Below are 16,418 nucleotides of genomic sequence, written 5' to 3'. Positions count from 1 at the left end.
TTCAACGACCGCCCTGACCGCCGGGCGGCGCGCCGCCGTCACGGAGGTTGCCGCCGGCGCCGGACCCGGCGCCGCCGCGCGAGCCGGGTCCGGGTCCGGCGCCGACCGGGATCACCACCCGCTCACCCGCGGTGAGCCCGGCGGTGATCTGGTACGCGTCGTCGCCCTCCAGCCCGACCTGCACCGGCCGGGTCTCCGGCTGCCCGGCCGCGGTCAGCACGGTGACGGTGGACCGCCGGCCGCTGACCACGACCGCCGCCGGGTTGACCTTGACGGCGTTGTCCACGCTGCCGGTGACCACCGAGACGCTGACCGTCTGGCCGGGCCTGGCGCCGTCCGGCGGGGCCGGCAGGCTGACCGTCACGCCGTAGGTGACCACGCCGCCGGTGGTGGTCGCGGTCGGGTCGACGGCCACCACCCGGCCGGTGGTCTCCGCGCCGTCGAGGGCGTTGAAGATGATGGTGGCGGACTGCCCGGGCTTGAGCGCGGTGGCGTCGTCCTCCGCGAACGCCGCGCCGATCTGCAGCCTGCTCAGGTCGGCCAGGTCGATGAAGCCGCCGGACGCGGTGGTGGCCGCCGATCCGCCGGCGCCGCCGGAGGGCGTCGCCGGGGACGGTGCGGAGCCGGCCGGGCTCGACGAGCCGCCGAGCGAGCCGTTGATCGCGGTGACCGTGCCGGCCATCGGGGCGGTCAGCCGGGTGCCGGCGACCGCGGCCTGCGCGTCGGCCACGGCCAGCCGGGCCGAGGTGACCTCGTTCTGCGCGATGGTGGGGTCGGTGCCCGCGGCCTGCGCCCGGGCCAGGGCGTCCTCGGCCGCGTCCAGGTCGGCCCGGGCCAGCGCCAGGTCGCGCTGGGCGGGGGCGGCGTCGATCCGGGCCAGCAGCCGACCCTTGGCGACCCGGTCGCCGACCTTGACGTCGATGGCGGTGACCGTGCCGGGGGTGGCGAAGGTGGCGGCCGCGGTGGCGGCGCTCTCCACCGCGCCGTCGGCGGTGACGCTGCGGGTGACCGTGCCCTGCGAGACGGTGACGGTGCGTACGCCGGTAGCGTTCGCCCCGTTCCCCGACGAGGTGTCCCGGACCAGGTTGACGCCCCAGATCGCGGCGCCGACGATCAGTAGCGCCAGCAGGGCGTTCACTACCGTGCTGGGCCTGCGAAGGGCTTTCACAGTGCCATCATGTCCGGTGCGACCGGTTCGTGGTGGGGTGTTCGGCGGTATTCCCGGATCACCAGGAACGTACGACCTGCTCCCCGGCGGTGAGCCCGCCGGTCACCTGGGTGTATCGGTCGCCGCGCAGGCCGACGGTCACCGTCCGTCGCGCCGAGGTCGTGCCGCCGTGCACCAGCACGGTGCCGCTGCCGCCGGAGATGTCGTGCACCGCGGTCGACGGCACGCGCAGCACGCCGGTGGCCTGGCCGACGCGGACCCGCACCTGCGCGCTCTGCCCGACCAGCAGGTCGCCCGGCGGCGTGGCGAACGACAGCAGCGCGCCGTAGCGGACCAGGGCGCCGTCGGCGGCGCCGACCGGGTCGACCTGCACCACGGTGGCGTTGAGCGCGTCGTCGTGGCCGCCCAGGGTGACCGTGGCGCTCTGGCCGGCTCGCAGCGCGCCGGCGTCGGCCTCCGGGAACTCCGCCCGCACCTGCATGGCGTACGTGTCGGCCAGGGTGACGAAGGTCTGCCCACCGGTCACCCGGTCGCCGACGCTGCCGGCGACGGCGACCACGGTGCCGGCGATCGGCGCCTTGAGCACGGTGCCGTCCAGGGCCGCCCGGGCCTGCGCGACCGCCCGCGCGGCACGGTTGACGGCCTGCTCAGCGGTGAGGATTGCGTCGCCGCCGGTGTCCGGGTAGCCCCGGGTGGGGCAGCCGACCGCGGCCACCTGGGCGCCGGGCGCGCGGGGGCCGGTGGTGGCGCAGGCGGTCGCGGAGGCGGTGACCCGGGCGGCGGCGTCCTCGGCCGCGTCCAGGCGGGCCCGCGCGTCGCCCAGGCTCGCCTCGGCGTCGTTGACGTCGCCGGCCGCCTCGCGGTCGTCGACGGTGGCCAGGGTCTGCCCGGCGCGGACCCGGGTGCCGGCCCGCACGGCGACGTCCCGGACCGTGCCGGTCACCGCGAACCCGAGCGCCCGGGTGGTGGCCGGCCGCACCGTGCCGGTGGTGGCCACGTCCAGGGTGACCTCGCCTTTCTCCACGGCGACCGCGACCACCGCGGCGTCCCGGTCGGTGTCCTGCCGCCCCTGCACGACGGCGAGCAGCACGCCGGCGGCCACCCCGGTCAGGACGATGGCGGCGCCTGTCCACCGAATGCGTGCTTTCGACCTGCTTTGGCCCGACAACTTGCTCATGATCGTAGATTGTGGCTGTTCATCCACCCGGACGGACCCGAATCCGAGGAGCAGCCCCGTGCCGAGCCCGCAGCCCGCCCCGCATCCGCGCCACGCCGCGCTCGCCCTGATCGCGCTGGTGGCCCTGTGGACCGGCGCGTGCGGCGACTCCTCCGGCGGCGGCACGACCGGCGACGTCCCGGCCGGTACGCGGTTCTCCCCCACCCACTGCCCGCCCACCGGCGTGTCCCGACCGGCCGCGCCCGGCGGCGAACCGTCCGGCACGGGGCCCGGCGAGCGGTCCGCGGATCCCGGAGCGAGCGGAGCGGGCCGCGACTGCGACGAGCCGCCGCCTTCCGGCTCCGGCGGCGGCGACATCACCCTCGCCCCGGCCGGCAGCCCCACGTTCATCCCGCGCGGCACCAACCTGCACGGGTATGCCCCCGGCACGCCCGGCGGCGTCCCCTCCGGCTCGCAGCCGGTCCCGGCCGAATGACGAAGCCGGCGGCCCCGGCCGCATGACGAAGCCGGCGGCCCCGGCCGCGTGGCGGAGGCGGCCGCGCGGCGGAGGCGGCCGCCACGGCCGCGTGCGGAGCCGGCGCCCGCAGCCGCGTAGCCGGGGCGCGGCGACCACGGCGGTCCCGGCCGGATGGCGCAGGCGGCGACCACGACCGCGGGGCGGCGACGGCGACGGCGACGGCGACGGCGACGGCGGCAACGCAACGGGGGCGCGGCGGTCACCGCCGTTGCGGGCGGGCCCGGCCGCCTCCCGTGCGCGCCGCGAGCCGGCTACCGATCCAGCAGCAGGACGTGCAGGTGGCGGGGCCCGTGCACGCCCTCCACCCGGTTCAGCTCGATGTCGCTGGTCGCCGACGGCCCGCTGATCCAGGTCAGCGGCCGTGCCGGGTCGAGCCGGGCGAGCGCCTGCGACACCGACGCGACGACCTGTGCCGGGCGCAGCACCACGACGTGCACGTCCGGCAGCAGGCTGATGATCCGCCGGCCCTGGTCGGGCGAGGCGTCCAGGACGATGGTGCCGGTCTCGGCCACGGCCACCGCCGCGGCGGTCAGCACCGCGGCGGCCGCGGCGATCCGGTCCGGCGCCAGGCGGTCGTCGACGACGGCGCCGGCCGGGCGCCAGGCCGCCGGCAACCCTTCCGGTACGAGCACCGCCCCGGTCACGATCCGCGCCACCGTCGCCGCGATGTCCGCCTCGCCGACCCGGTGCACCTCGGCGCGGTAGTCGACCAGCCGGTCCACCAGCAGGTCCAGGTCGGCGGCCGGGAAGGTGCGCCGGTACTCCCGGGGGACCGGCCCGGGCCGCGGCCGGTCCCGCAGCGCCGCCCGCACCCGGCCCAGGATCAGCTCCCGTGAGCTCATCACGCCTCCTCGGCCGCCCGCGCGCGGCGCGCCCACCAGTCCCGGAAGGTCTGCTCCGGCAGTGGCGGCAGGTCGCGTCCCGCGGTCCACCCGGACAGCGGCGGCGGCAGCCCGCGGCCCCGGCGCCCGGCGATGCGGGCCAGCTTCGCCGCCCGCTGCGCCCGCGCGTACGCCCGCGGACGGTCCATCAGGTACGCCGCGGCCCGCATCATGGCCCGCTCGGCGCGCGGGTGCGGCGCCCGGTTGCGCAGGTGCACCAGCAGCGACGGGATGTCGATCTTCACCGGGCAGGCGTCGAAGCAGGCCCCGCACAGCGACGAGGCGTACGGCAGCGACGCGTTGTCGGCCACCCCGGTCAGCTGCGGCGACAGCACCGCGCCGATCGGTCCCGGGTACACCGACCCGTACGCGTGCCCGCCGGTGCGTTCGTAGACCGGGCACACGTTGAGGCAGGCCGAGCAGCGGATGCAGTGCAACGCCTGCCGCCCGACCGGGTCGGCCAGGACCGCGCTGCGCCCGTTGTCGAGCAGCACGAGGTGGAAGTTCTGCGGCCCGTCGCCGGGGGTCACCCCGGTCCACATGCTGGTGTACGGGTTCATCCGCTCCCCGGTCGACGAGCGCGGCAGCAGTTGCAGGAACACCTCCAGGTCCGCCCAGGTGGGCACCACCTTCTCCAGGCCCATCACGGTGATCAGGGTGTCCGGCAGGGTCAGGCACATCCGGCCGTTGCCCTCCGACTCGACCACGGCGAGCGTGCCGGTCTCGGCGACGGCGAAGTTGGCCCCGCTGACCGCGACCGTGGTGGACAGGAACGTCTCGCGCAGGTACTTGCGGGCGGCGGCGGCCAGCACCGGCGGGTCGTCGGTGAGGTCCGGGTCGACGCCGGGCATCGAACGCCGGAAGATGTCGCGGATCTCCGAGCGGTTGCGGTGGATGGCCGGGACCAGGATGTGGCTGGGCCGGTCGTCGCCCAGCTGCACGATCAGCTCGGCGAGGTCGGTCTCCACCGGGGTGATCCCGGCCGCTTCCAGGGCCTCGTTGAGGCCGATCTCCTGGGTCGCCATCGACTTCACCTTGATGACCCGGTCGCTGCCGGTGCGCCGGACCAGATCGGTGACGATCGCGTTGGCCTCGTGGGCGTCGGCGGCCCAGTGCACGACGCCGCCGGCCTCGCTCACCCGGGCCTCCAGCTGCTGCAGCAGCTGCGGCAGGCGGGCCATGACGTCGGCCTTGAGCGCCGAACCGGCCGCGCGCAGCTGCTGCCAGTCCGGCAGCTCGGCGATCACCCGGCCCGACCTGCTGCGGATCGTCGCGGTGGCGTGCCGCAGGTTGCGCCGCAGCTGGGCGTCGCCCAGCGCCGCGTGCGCCGCCTGCGGGAACGTCCGGTCGCCGCGTAGCTGCCCGACGCCACGCGGCGCGGTCGCCGGCATGCCGAGGAAGGTGGTCATGGCGCCTCCGTCGCGGCCAGGATCTCGGCCAGGTGCACGGTGCGCACGTCGGCGCCGCGCCGGGACAGCCCGCCGCCGATGTGCATCAGGCAGGACACGTCCCCGGCGGTGCACACCCGCGCCCCGGTGGACAGGATGCCGCTGATCTTGTCGGCGAGCATCGCCGTGGACGTCTCGGCGTTCTTGAGCGCGAACGTCCCGCCGAAGCCGCAGCACTGCTCGGCCGCCGGCAGGTCGACAAGCTGCAGGCCGCGGACCCGCCGCAGCAGCCGCAGCGGCTTGTCGCCGACCCGGGTCGTCCGCAGGCTGTGGCAGGTCGGGTGGTAGGTGACCCGGTGCGGGTAGTACGCGCCCACGTCCTCCACCCCGAGCACGTCGACCAGCAGCTCGGACAGTTCGTAGGTGCGCGAGCCGACGTCGCGCGCCCGCTCGGCGAGCCCGCGCTCGCCGGCCCGGGCGGCCACCGTCTCGTGCTGGTGCCGGATCGATCCGACGCACGATCCGGACGGCGCCACGATCACGTCGAATCCGCCGAAGACCGACACGTAGCGCCGCACCAGCGGCAACGCCTCGCGCTGGTAGCCGGTGTTGACGTGCATCTGCCCGCAGCAGGTCTGCTCGAGGGGGAACACCACCTCGTGCCCGAGCCGCTCCAGCAGCCGCACGGTGGCCTTGGCCGCCTCCGGGAACAGGGTGTCGGCGAGGCAGGTCGCGAACAGCGCGATCCGCACGGTCACCTCCCCACCCGCGCGGCGGCGGCCCGCCAGGCGGCGTCGCCGTGCGGCTCGTAGCGCACGATCCGTTGAGTCTGCCGTACCAGCGCGCGCCTCGCATCGAGCCGGGCCGGAACGGCGACGGCGGCGCGGGCCGGCACGAGCACGTCGCCGACGCGGGCGCGCGCGCCCGCCCGGCGCCGCCGGGGCGCTACGGGTTCGCCCGCGCGTTCCGGCCGGAGTAGTGCTCGGCGACCGCCGCGAACGCGGCCTTCGGCTCCCACGGCATACCGGGATACGTGTCGCCGGTGCGACCGTCGAGGACCTTGACGATCCCGGGGCTGGCCAGGTCCAGATCGGCACGGGGGTCGCCATCCGGCCGGTGCGGGAAGTCGTGGAGCGCGAACAGATACACGAAGGCGCTGTCGACCCCCTCGCTGTCGAAGACGTCGAGCAGCTCACGCAGGTACGCCGCCTGGCCGGCCTCGTCGCGCCGGTACACCCCGTCGAGCCGCAACGGCACGCGGGTGACCGGGTCGTACTCCAGGATGTCCATGCTGCGCGGCGCGACAGCGCCCGCGCCGTGCCAGGTCGCGACGCCGAAACCGGTGATGGCGACCGGCTTGGGCCCGGCGGCGAGAGCCCGCACGGCGTCGCGGAAGCCGTCCGCGACCTCGGCGGACCGGATGAGTTCCAGGGTCACGAAGTCGAACAGGTCCCCGTCGACGTCCTCGAACGGGATCGCGGCACAGGTGACCTTGCCGTGGAAGCGCGCGCGGATCGCCGGCACGGCCCGGCGCAGGAACCCGTCCAGGCGCGAGCGCGTCTCGGCGATCCGCTCGGCGCGGCGCGGCGGATCGGCGAACAGGTGGCCGAGGCGGTCGCCGAGCCGGTCGCCGTCGACGAATCCGCGGTTCATGATGCTCAGTTCCACGCCCGCCACGAACACGATCTCGGCGCCCGCCGCGCGCAGCCGCTCGGCGCGTTCGGCGCAGTCCAGGAGCAGGGTCAGGATCCGCTCCGGCGTCAGGTCCAGCGGGTACGGCGAGAACCAGACCTCCAGACCCAGCTCGGCGGCGATGCGGGCGGCGGTCTCCAGACGATCGGCGTCACCACCGATCACCTGAACCGCGGTGCAGTGCAGGTCGTCGCGGATGACGGTCAGCTCCCGCCGCACCGATCCGGGGTCGAGGCGGTCCAGCGAGTTGACGCCGTCGCTGACGAAGCCGGTGCTGTAGGCGATGCCCTTGGCGCGCATGCCGGTTCCTTCCGGTCGGGTGAGTGAGGTACGCCATCACCGTACCGAAAACTTGCGTGCACGCAATTTTGCGAGCGTGCATGATTTGTGGCAGAGTGCCGGGCATGACCGGCGCGACGAGTCTGCGGGAGCGGAAGAAGCGGGCCACCCGCGAGGCCCTGCAGGCCGCGGCGCTGCGCCTCGCGCTGGAGCGCGGTCCGCGCAACGTGCGCGTCGAGGACATCGCCGAGGCCGCCGGGGTCTCACCCCGCACCTACAACAACTATTTCTCCAGCCGCGAGCAGGCGATCGTCGCCGCGATCGCCGCGGATCGCGCGGCGCAGGTCGCGTCGGCCGTGGTGGCCCGCCCGGCCGGCGTCGGCCTCGGCGACGCCGTCATCGACGCCGTCGTGGCGGCGTACACCGATGCGGGCGCGCAGCCGCGCGACACGCTGCTGATGATCGCCACGAGCCCCGCCCTGCGCGCCTGCTACGTCGACACCGTCACCGCGATGGAGGAGCCGCTCGCCGAAGCGATCACCGCACGGTGCCCGGGCGTCGAGCCGCTGACCGTCCGGGCGCTGTCGGCCGGCGTCGTCGCGGCGGCCAGGGTGGCGCTCGCCCAGTGGCTGCAGTCGCCGGGCACAACACCGTCGATGCCCGGTTTCGTCGTGCCGTCCGGGTCGCTGCCGCATCTCGTGCGGGCGGCGCTGACCGCGCTCGCACCCGCGCTGGATGCGCTCACCACACCGGACGCGCGGCCCGGCGAGGAGCGGTAGAACTCGTGCGGGCGGCGCTCACCGCACCACTCGCCCGGCCCGACGAGCGGCAGAACCGCCGCGGGCAGCGCCCACCGCACCACTCCCCCGCCCGACGACCAGCGGCAGGGGTGGGGCGTGCTCACACGCGCCGGCCACCGAGGCGTACCGGGAAGGCCCGGCGCAGACGGAACCGCCCGGGCCGAAAGGCCCGGGCGGTCTGCTTTTGACGTTGTCGGTCGCGGCGCCGGTCAACTCAGATCAGCCAGCGGTTCTTCTGGACGATCGGGAGCTTGGCCCAGACGCGGCCCAGGCCCCAGGTGTGGCCCGCGTAGGTCAGGGCGAAGATGACGCCGCTGATCGCGTAGACGACGTGGTAGTCGACGATCGGGTTGCTGGAGCCGCTGGCGAGGGGCCACTCGGCGAGCCACATCATGGCCATCATCAGGGCCGCGGAGACCGAGGCGACGCGCAGGCCGATGCCGAGGATCATGGCGAGGCCGATGCCGAGCAGGCCGATCATGAAGGCCCAGTTGGCGAAGGTGGTCCCGGCCAGGCTGTGGAACATGCCCTTGAGCGGGCCGGCCTCGACGTTGGACAGGAAGCCCTTGGTCGGCGAGCCACCGTTGATCCAGGCCTTGGCCGACGGGGTGGCGTAGCCGAAGCCGAAGACCTTGTCCAGGAACGCCCACAGGAAGACGAATCCGGTCGCCACCCGCAGAACGGCCAGCGCCCTCTCGGCGGTCTTGGTGAGCATCGAGCCCGGCGCCTCAACCTGCTCCAGGTGGGCTGCGTGGCTGCGGCCGATGGTTGTCATCGCTTCCTCCTCCATCAATCTCTCTGGCTCCAAGACTCCTCCGGCGCGGGTCCGGGCGCCCGGGTCCGACCACCTGATCGGGCAGGACGAAGGTCCCGATCAGCGCATCTTTTTCCGCCGCCCGCCTTCCCGGGCGCGACGGGCGCCCGGGCCGGGCACAGCGGGCGCCTCGCCCAGGCACAGCGGGCGCCTGGCCCGGGCGAGGCGGGTGCCTGGCCCGGGCGAGGCGGGTGCCTGGCCCGGGCGAGGCGGTACGAATCAGGAGGCTGCCGGGGCGGCCACCGCCCCCGGCGCGGAAGCGCCCGCCGGCGACCCGCCGTGCACCACGGACGCCGGACGGTGCCGCACGAACAGCAGCACCAGCACCCCGGCCAGCGCGGCGGTCCCCGCGGCGACCAGCAGTGTCGCGTTCAGCCCGGCGGCGAACCCGGCCGGCTGCCCGTGCCCGTCCGCCACGTGGTCGGCGAAGATCGTGCCGAACACCGCCACCCCGAGCGCGAACCCGAGCTGCCGGAACGTGTTCAGCGCCCCGCCGGCCATCCCGCTGCGCTCGCGCGGCACCTGGCCGAGCACCGCCGACGACAGCGACGGCAGCACCGAGCCGACCCCGATGCCGACCACGATCAGGCCGGGGATCAGCGCCTTGCCGGTGCTGTCCGCGCCGAGCCGGGCCTGCATCAGGTCACCGGCCGCGATCAGCAGCAGGCCGGCGCCGACCGTCCAGCGCGGCGCGATCCGCTGCAGCATCCGCCCGGCGGCCGCGCCGACGAGCAGGGACGCGGCGGCCATCGGCAGCGCGCCCACCAGGCCGGCGTCGACCGGGCCGTTGCCGAGCACCTGCTGCAGCCACACCGTGGCGAACGGCAGGTAGCCGAACGCGGCCGCCTGGGTCAGGAACGCGGCGATGATCAGCACGGTGAACGGGGTCCGGCGGAACAGCTTCAGGTCCAGCATCGGATGGTCGGAGCGCAGCTCGGCCCCGACGAACGCGATCAGGGCGAGCAGGCCGGCGGCGAGCGCGGCCAGCGCCACGCCGTCGCTCCAGCCGGCGTCGCCGGCGCGGATCAGCCCGTACGTCGCGGCCCCCGCCGCCACCGTGAAGGTGACCGTGCCGGGCAGGTCGAAGCGGCCGCCCCACGGCGCCCGGGACTCGGTCACCCCGCGCACCGTGAACCAGACGGCGGCCAGGCAGATCGGCAGGTTGACCAGGAAGATCCAGCGCCAGCCGAAGTGCTCGGTGAGCAGGCCGCCGGCGAGTGGGCCGGCGGCCGCGGCGGCGCCGTTGACCGCGCCCCAGACGCCGAACGCGACGCCCCGGTCGTGGCCGTGGTACGTGACGTTGAGCAGGGCGGCCGTGGTGGCGAACATGGCCGCGCCGCCGGCGCCCTGCAGCACCCGGGCGGCGATCAGCGCCTGCTCGTTCGGGGCGATCGCGCACAGCAGCGAGGAGGCGGCGAAGATGCCGATGCCGACCAGGTAGGTGCGGCGGCGGCCGTACCGGTCGGCCAGGGAACCGGCGCCCAGCAGCAGGGCGGCGAGGGCGAGGGCGTACCCGTCGAGCACCCACTGCAGGTCGGCGTAGCCGGCTCCGAACTTGCCGGCGATGGCCGGCAGGGCGACGACGACGATGGTGACGTCCACCAGCAACAGGAAGGTGCCGAGGCAGACGGCGATCAGTGGTGACCATTTGCGCATGACCAGCAGGATGCCGACCGGCGCGTCCGGGTAACGAACCAGCGCGACCATCCTTGCGGATCTCGACATGCGGATAGCCTCGCCCGGTGGGAATCGACGAGCTGGACCGGAAGGTGACGCACGCGCTGCGGATCAACGGGCGGGCCGGGTACCGCGAGATCGGCGCGGTGCTCGGCGTCTCCGACCAGACCGTCGCCCGGCGCTACCGCCGGTTGCGCGACGAGGCGGGCCTGCGGGTGGTCGGCCTGCCCAACCCCATCGAGCTGGGGTACGAGACCTGGGTGCTGCGCCTGCGCGCCGCGCCGGACGCCGCCGTGGCGATCGCCGGGGCGCTGGCCCGCCGGCCGGACACCGGATGGGTGTCGATCACCTCCGGCGGCACGGAGATCGCCTGCAACGTCCGCGTCCCGGCGTCCACCGACCGCGAGTCGCTGCTGCTGCAGAAGCTCCCGCGGACGCCGCGCCTGGTCGCGGTCAGCGCGCACTGCGTGATCCATCACTACGTCGGTGGCGCGGTCGGGCCGGACCGCCGCGACGACGCCCTCACCGCGGAGCAGATCGCCGCGCTGAGCCCGGCCCGGGCGGGCGGCGCCCGGGCCGCGGCGCACCTGACCGACGCGGACGCGCCGCTGATCGAGGCGCTCTCCCGGGACGGGCGGCTCAGCTACACCGAGCTGGCCGCGGCGACCGGGTGGCCGGAGTCGACCGCGCGCCGCCGGATGCAGGAGCTGTTCGACTCCGGCTCGCTCTACACCGACGTGGAGATCGAGCCGGAGCTGCTCGGCTTCCGCGCGGCGGTGCTGCTCTGGCTGTCGGTCACGCCGTCGCGGGTCGCCCCGGTCGGCGCGGCGCTGCGCGAGCATGAGGAGGTGGTCTTCGCGGCGGCCACCACCGGTCCGACGAACCTGCACGTCACCGCGCTCTGCCGGGACATGCCGGCGTTCTACCGGTACGTGACCGAGCGGCTGGGTTCGCTGCACGGGGTGCAGCGGATCGAGTCGGCGCCGGTGCTGCGGCACGTCAAGCAGCTGGGCGCGGTGCGCTGACATACCGCCGCGACAGGTATCCACCGGGATTACCCAGCGATGACCAACCCGTTAAAAATATTCACAGACGTCGATCTAGATCGGTCTCCCATCCCCTACCCCCTGGGAGTACCCCTGTGTCCGTCCTCCACCAGACCTGGAGATCCGCACTAGCCACCACCCTGATCGCGGCGATCGTCACGCTCCTGGGAGCGCCGGCGCGGGCCGCCAACCCGTACGAGAGGGGCCCGGCGCCGACCACCGCGAGCATCGAGGCCACCCGCGGACCGTTCGCCATCGCCCAGCTCACCGTCGCCCGCTCCAGCGTCAGCGGGTTCGGCGGCGGCACGGTCTACTACCCCACCGACACCAGCGCGGGCACGTTCGGCGCGGTCGCCATCTCCCCCGGCTTCACCGCGTCCCAGTCCTCGGTCTCCTGGCTGGGCCCGCGGATCGCCTCGCAGGGCTTCGTGGTGATCACCATCGACACGCTGAGCGTCTACGACCAGCCCGACGCCCGCGGCACGCAACTGCTGGCCGCCCTGGACTACCTGACCGGCTCCAGCGCGGTGCGCACCCGCATCGACGCCACCCGGCTCGGCGTGATGGGGCACTCGATGGGCGGTGGTGGCAGCCTGGCCGCCTCCCGCACCCGCCCGGCACTGCAGGCGGCGGTGCCGCTCGCCCCGTGGCACACCACCAAGAGCTGGTCGACCGACCGGGTGCCGACCCTGATCATCGGCGCGGAGAGCGACACCGTCGCCCCGGTCGCGTCACACGCCGAGCCGTTCTACACCAGCCTGCCGAGCACCCTCGACAAGGCCTACCTGGAGCTGAACAACGCCTCGCACTCCGCGCCGACATCGGCGAACGTCACCGTGGCCAAGTACAGCATCTCCTGGCTCAAGCGGTTCATCGACAACGACACCCGTTACGAGCAGTTCCTCTGCCCGGCCCCGTCCGGCTCGGCCATCCAGGAGTACCGCGACACCTGCCCGCACTCCTGATCCGACGCGGACAGACACCGCTGCACGACCGGCGCCGGCGGCTCGCGCGAGCCGCCGGCGACCCGCCCGTGTCCCACGACCCCGGGCAACCGCCTGTGTCCGGGCCGGATCCGGCGGCTCGCCGGATCCGGCCACGGCCCGCGATGCCCGGGGCGTGGGATGCGATGCCCGCGCCGTGGGACGTGACGTCCGGGCCCGGCCCGCGATGCCCGAACCCGACGCGCGATGCCCGCGCCGACTCAGCGCCAGAAGACCGCGACCGCCGCGTTCGCCAGCGTCAGCGCGACGATGCCGATGTAGTGGCCCTTGTTGACCGCCTCCCGCTTCCGCGGAACGAACACCATGATGAAGATCAGAACGGCCAGCAGCAGCTTGACGCCCAGCTTGATCGGGTCCGGCTCGTGGTCACCGCCGCCCCGCAGCGGCGCGGCCAGCCCGAGCCCGCTGACCAGCTGAATGATCGAGCCCCAGAGCACCGCTGGACCGATCCGGAACGTCCCGGACAACAACTGCGTGATCGCCCCGCCCAACAGCAGGGCAAAGCCGACAAGATGCACGAAAAGCAGGATCAACCGGAGAGCTTCCACAGCCGGAAAGCTTGCCAGCACCGCAAACACCGGATCAACCGGGGCCGGGGTGGGCGCTTTTCGGCACGGCACGCTTCATCCTTCCCGGTACGACCGGCCCACCCCCGTCCGTGACCACGCCCCGCCCGTCCCGGCCCGTGCCCGTCCCGGTCCGCGCCCGTCCCGGCCCGCGCCCGTCCCGGCCCGCGCCCGTCCCGGCCCGCGCCCGTCCCGGCCCGTGCCCGTCCCGGTCCGCCCGGCTCGTCCCGGACCGCACGCGGCTCGCCCTGGACCGCGCCCCCTCGAAGAGGCGCGACTCGTCCCGGACCGCATGTGGCTCGCCCTGGACCGCGCCCCCTCGAAGAGGCGCGGCCCGCCTCGGACCGCGCCCCGTCGACAGGGCCGCCGGCATGTGGAGCAACGACACCCCGGAGCCCGCCGCCCCATCCCGGTGGCAGGAGTACCGAAGCCGCCTCCAGCCGGTCGCCGAAGCCGCCCGCGACGCCTGGGCAACGCCCGTCCGCCCCGGCACCCGATCAGCGGCGCACCGTGCCCGTCGAGGCGCGGGCGACCAGCGCCGGCACGAAGGTCGCCTGCTCGTGCCGGTGATCCGGGTTGGTCGCCTCGTCCAGCACCAGGCGCGCCGCGGTCCGGCCGAGTTCCTGCCGCGGCTGCCGCACCGAGGTCAGCGGCACCGCGGCAGCCGCCGCGAAATCGATGTCGTCGAAGCCGACGATGGCCAGGTCGTCCGGCACCCGCAGTCCCGCGGTCACCGCGTGCTGCAGCAGCCCGAGCGCGAGCAGGTCGTTGGCGCAGAACGCGGCGGTCGGCCGCCGCCGCGACGGCAGCCCGGCCAGGCGTTCCCCGGCGGAGCGGCCCTCGCTCACGGTGAGCGCCTCGGTGGCGAGGTGGATCAGGTCCTCGGCCGGCCGGCCGAACTCCGCCCACACCTCACGGGCGCCCTGATAGCGCTCGCGGACCTGACCGATACGGTCCGGCCCACCGATGAACGCCACCCGCTCGTGACCCCGATCGATCAGATGCTCGACCGCGATCCGCCCACCCAGCACATCGTCGACGGCGACCGAGCAGTGCCCGCCGGAGCCGCTGAGCCGGTCCACCATGACGAACGGGATGCCGCGCCGGGCGAACTCGGCCAGGTGCGGCGCGTCCGGATCGACCGGGGTGATCAGGATGCCCTGGACCCGCTGCTGGACCAGGCGGTCGAGGTGCTTGGACTCGCGCTGGACGCGGCCGCCGCTGTTGCAGACGAACAGCGACAGGTCGGCGGCGTCCGCGGCGATCTCGATACCCTCCGCGACATCCTGGAAGAAGGGGTTGCCGCCGTCGAGCATCACGTACGCCAACGCCCGGCTGGTGCCCGCGCGCAGCTGGCGGGCCGACTCGTTGCGGACGAACCCGAGCTCGGCCATCGCCCGCTCGACCCGCTCCCGGGTGGTGGTGCTCACCACGGCGGGCCGGTTGAGCACGTTGGACACCGTGCCGAGGGAGACGCCCGCGACCGCCGCCACGTCCTTGACCGACGGCGCGCGGCCGTTGCGCGGCTGCTGAGCCAACCCCGTTGCCCTCTCGCTTGAACGGTGCGTTGAAACGCATTCTAGGACCAGCACTCCGACCCGGGAACGTCAGCGTCACACCATGAATGAAACATTTCAACCAGCGACCGCCCGAGTCGGCACCTCTCCGGGTCCACGCGCCGCACCAGGGGCGGCACCTCCCCAGACCCAGGCGCCGCACCAGGGTCGGCATAGCGCCGAGCCCGCGCGATACCCGGCGCGGCATCACTCCGGCCGCTCCGCCCACTCGCGGCGCCCGCACCGCCTACGGCGCCCCCACCGGCGAAGGCCGCGTCACCCGAGTGCACCGCACCGCGGGCGCACCGCCACCCACGGCACCCGCACCCGCGCCGGGCGCGCCGCTCAGACCTGCGCGATGTGGGCGGCCACCACCCGCCACCCGACACCTTCCTGGTACGCCCAGGTACGCGTGTACCGCACCCGCGCCCCGAACGGCGCGCCCTCGAAGGTCCCCGCCACGTCACACACCACGAACGTGACCCCGGTCGTCCCCACCACCAGCGACTCCAGGCTCACCTGGGCCAGCTCGCCGATCACCGAGCTGCCCGACCGGTAGGCGTCCAGGTCGTCGGCCTTGGTGTAACGCCCGCCGTCCGGCCCGATGGCCACCAGCCGGTCGTCCAGCAGCCGGTCCAGCTCGTCGACGTCGCCGGCGCGTTGCGCGTCCTGCAGGCGCCGCTCCGCGGCGAGCAGGTCGCCGCCCCGATCACGCTCACTCATCCGCCCAGGATAGGAAGCCCCGGCCGGCCCCACGCCACCTCGGGGCGAAGACACCCCAGGGGCGCTCCCACCGGCGTCGTGGCGGCCAGCATGATTCCGACGGACACGGACCCGCCGGCCAGCGATCCGAACAACCGCCCGTCCAGTTGCGACGGTCTCGCGGTGGCGGAGCGCCACACCGCCGGAATCCACGTCATCGAGCCCCACCGGTTCGTCAGTGGCCAGCCCGCCGGTTCGGCACTCGGGAGCCCCGCAGGGCCCCACTGGCCAGCCCGCCGGGCCGCCCCGGACCGCGCCGCAGGGCCGCACCGAGCCACGCCGGACCACGCCGCAGGGCCGCACCGAGCCACGCCGGACCGCCCCGCGGGCTGCGCCGAGCCACGCCGGACCGCCCCGCCGGACCGCGCTGGGCAGCCCCGCCGGACCACGCCGGACCGCCCCGCCGGACCGCGCTGGGCAGCCCCGCCGGACCGCGCCGGGCAGCCCCGCCGGACCGCGCCGGGCAACGCTGACAAGCCCGCCGGGCGCAGCGCACCGATCGTCGTCGCTCGCGCCCGCACAGGGTCGTCGGCTACCGTCCGTGGTCGTGATGCGTTTCCGTCTCGTACCCGCCGTCCTGCTGTGCGCCTGCCTGGCGGGTCTCGCCGCCTGCGGCGACGCGGATGCCGAAGCCGGCGGCACGCGCGCCACGGCGCCCTCCCCGTCCACCACGACACCGTCCACCACGACACCCTCCGCCACGACGCCGTCCGCCGGGGGCGCCACCGGCGACAAGGCGCTCTGCGACACGGTGAACGCGGCGGCGGCCGCCATGAAGGGCAGCATCTCGGACGCGCAGCAGGCGAACGGCGCGGTGGCCCCGGCCGACGCGAAGGACGCCTTCACGACGTTCCACCGCGCGGTGACCGAGGCGCTCGTCTTCGCCCCCGACACCGACGTGGCCACCGCGACGCGGGCGGTCGCCGACGAGATCGCCAAGGCGGCCGCGGCCGACGACCCGATCGGCACGGCCGCCGACTCCGGCTTCGCGGGCCTCGGCAGCACCCTGACCGACGCCTGCAAGGCCGCCGGCGCCACCATCGACTTCTGATCGCCGGCGTCGACCGCGCTCCCCGGCGGGCAGCCCGCCG

Annotated in this window: 16 protein-coding genes; 5 read left to right on the top strand and 11 right to left on the bottom strand. The window is 74.9% G+C overall.

Features of this window, described 5'->3' with window-relative positions; translation table 11 throughout:
• Nucleotide 1: 1 nt before the first annotated feature.
• Together ACTEI_RS10685 and ACTEI_RS10680 are read right to left on the bottom strand one after the other, a co-directional pair.
• A complete protein-coding gene (locus tag ACTEI_RS10685) occupies nt 2-1,168 on the bottom strand; it encodes an efflux RND transporter periplasmic adaptor subunit (RefSeq protein WP_122977506.1) in 1,167 nt (388 codons plus the stop codon).
• Between the two features lie 58 nt (nt 1,169-1,226).
• Entirely contained in the window at nt 1,227-2,345 is a 1,119-nt protein-coding gene (locus tag ACTEI_RS10680) for an efflux RND transporter periplasmic adaptor subunit (RefSeq protein ID WP_122977505.1), read from the bottom strand.
• Between the two features lie 58 nt (nt 2,346-2,403).
• Here ACTEI_RS10680 and ACTEI_RS10675 point away from each other — a divergent pair, with 58 nt between their 5' ends.
• The gene (locus ACTEI_RS10675) at nt 2,404-2,820 is read left to right on the top strand and encodes a hypothetical protein (protein ID WP_122977504.1); all 417 of its coding nucleotides are present in this window, start codon (nt 2,404-2,406) and stop codon (nt 2,818-2,820) included.
• Nucleotides 2,821-3,113: 293 nt separating this feature from the next.
• On the opposite strand, the gene ACTEI_RS10670 is transcribed toward ACTEI_RS10675, so the two are convergent.
• The 4 genes from ACTEI_RS10670 to ACTEI_RS10650 form a co-directional block, all read right to left on the bottom strand.
• Entirely contained in the window at nt 3,114-3,704 is a 591-nt protein-coding gene (locus ACTEI_RS10670; protein ID WP_122982056.1) for a LutC/YkgG family protein, read from the bottom strand.
• Nucleotides 3,704-5,152, bottom strand: a complete 1,449-nt coding sequence (locus ACTEI_RS10665) for a lactate utilization protein B (RefSeq protein ID WP_122977503.1) — start codon at nt 5,150-5,152, stop codon at nt 3,704-3,706. Before ACTEI_RS10665 ends, ACTEI_RS10670 begins: the two co-directional genes overlap by 1 nt.
• On the bottom strand, nt 5,149-5,883 hold the full coding sequence (locus ACTEI_RS10660) for a (Fe-S)-binding protein (protein ID WP_122982055.1): 735 nt from the start codon (nt 5,881-5,883) through the stop codon (nt 5,149-5,151). Before ACTEI_RS10660 ends, ACTEI_RS10665 begins: the two co-directional genes overlap by 4 nt.
• A gap of 193 nt (nt 5,884-6,076) precedes the next feature.
• The gene (locus ACTEI_RS10650; RefSeq protein WP_122977502.1) at nt 6,077-7,123 is read right to left on the bottom strand and encodes a hypothetical protein; all 1,047 of its coding nucleotides are present in this window, start codon (nt 7,121-7,123) and stop codon (nt 6,077-6,079) included.
• 104 nt (nt 7,124-7,227) lie between these two features.
• On the opposite strand from ACTEI_RS10650, the gene ACTEI_RS10645 reads away from it, so the two are divergent.
• Nucleotides 7,228-7,881, top strand: a complete 654-nt coding sequence (locus tag ACTEI_RS10645) for a TetR/AcrR family transcriptional regulator (protein ID WP_122977501.1) — start codon at nt 7,228-7,230, stop codon at nt 7,879-7,881.
• 235 nt (nt 7,882-8,116) lie between these two features.
• Here ACTEI_RS10645 and ACTEI_RS10640 read toward each other — a convergent pair whose 3' ends face one another.
• Together ACTEI_RS10640 and ACTEI_RS10635 are read right to left on the bottom strand one after the other, a co-directional pair.
• Nucleotides 8,117-8,677, bottom strand: coding sequence for a DoxX family membrane protein (locus ACTEI_RS10640; protein ID WP_122977500.1), 561 nt, complete (start codon nt 8,675-8,677; stop codon nt 8,117-8,119).
• Nucleotides 8,678-8,935: 258 nt separating this feature from the next.
• Complete coding sequence (locus ACTEI_RS10635; RefSeq protein WP_239082308.1) at nt 8,936-10,441, bottom strand: MFS transporter; 1,506 nt, start codon at nt 10,439-10,441, stop codon at nt 8,936-8,938.
• 17 nt (nt 10,442-10,458) lie between these two features.
• On the opposite strand from ACTEI_RS10635, the gene ACTEI_RS10630 reads away from it, so the two are divergent.
• Nucleotides 10,459-11,418: an Lrp/AsnC family transcriptional regulator gene (locus tag ACTEI_RS10630; RefSeq protein ID WP_122977499.1), complete on the top strand. Its 960-nt coding sequence runs from the start codon at nt 10,459-10,461 to the stop codon at nt 11,416-11,418.
• A 116-nt stretch (nt 11,419-11,534) separates the two neighbouring features.
• Complete coding sequence (locus tag ACTEI_RS10625; protein ID WP_122977498.1) at nt 11,535-12,404, top strand: poly(ethylene terephthalate) hydrolase family protein; 870 nt, start codon at nt 11,535-11,537, stop codon at nt 12,402-12,404.
• Nucleotides 12,405-12,643: 239 nt separating this feature from the next.
• On the opposite strand, the gene ACTEI_RS10620 is transcribed toward ACTEI_RS10625, so the two are convergent.
• The 3 genes from ACTEI_RS10620 to ACTEI_RS10610 all read right to left on the bottom strand — a co-directional run bounded on the left by ACTEI_RS10620 (nt 12,644) and on the right by ACTEI_RS10610 (nt 15,288).
• Nucleotides 12,644-12,991 (bottom strand): hypothetical protein, encoded by a 348-nt coding sequence (locus tag ACTEI_RS10620; RefSeq protein ID WP_122977497.1) that lies wholly within the window; start codon nt 12,989-12,991, stop codon nt 12,644-12,646.
• Nucleotides 12,992-13,506: 515 nt separating this feature from the next.
• The gene (locus ACTEI_RS10615) at nt 13,507-14,547 is read right to left on the bottom strand and encodes a LacI family DNA-binding transcriptional regulator (RefSeq protein ID WP_122977496.1); all 1,041 of its coding nucleotides are present in this window, start codon (nt 14,545-14,547) and stop codon (nt 13,507-13,509) included.
• A 363-nt stretch (nt 14,548-14,910) separates the two neighbouring features.
• Nucleotides 14,911-15,288, bottom strand: coding sequence for a nuclear transport factor 2 family protein (locus ACTEI_RS10610; protein ID WP_122977495.1), 378 nt, complete (start codon nt 15,286-15,288; stop codon nt 14,911-14,913).
• A 586-nt stretch (nt 15,289-15,874) separates the two neighbouring features.
• Between ACTEI_RS10610 and ACTEI_RS10605 the strand changes: the two genes are divergently transcribed.
• Nucleotides 15,875-16,378: a hypothetical protein gene (locus ACTEI_RS10605; RefSeq protein ID WP_145830848.1), complete on the top strand. Its 504-nt coding sequence runs from the start codon at nt 15,875-15,877 to the stop codon at nt 16,376-16,378.
• Nucleotides 16,379-16,418 lie beyond the last annotated feature (40 nt).

It is taken from the genome of Actinoplanes teichomyceticus ATCC 31121 (genome assembly GCF_003711105.1).
GTDB lineage: Bacteria > Actinomycetota > Actinomycetes > Mycobacteriales > Micromonosporaceae > Actinoplanes > Actinoplanes teichomyceticus.
Note: the sequence above shows the minus strand (reverse complement) of the source record. Positions and strands in the feature narration are given on the sequence as shown.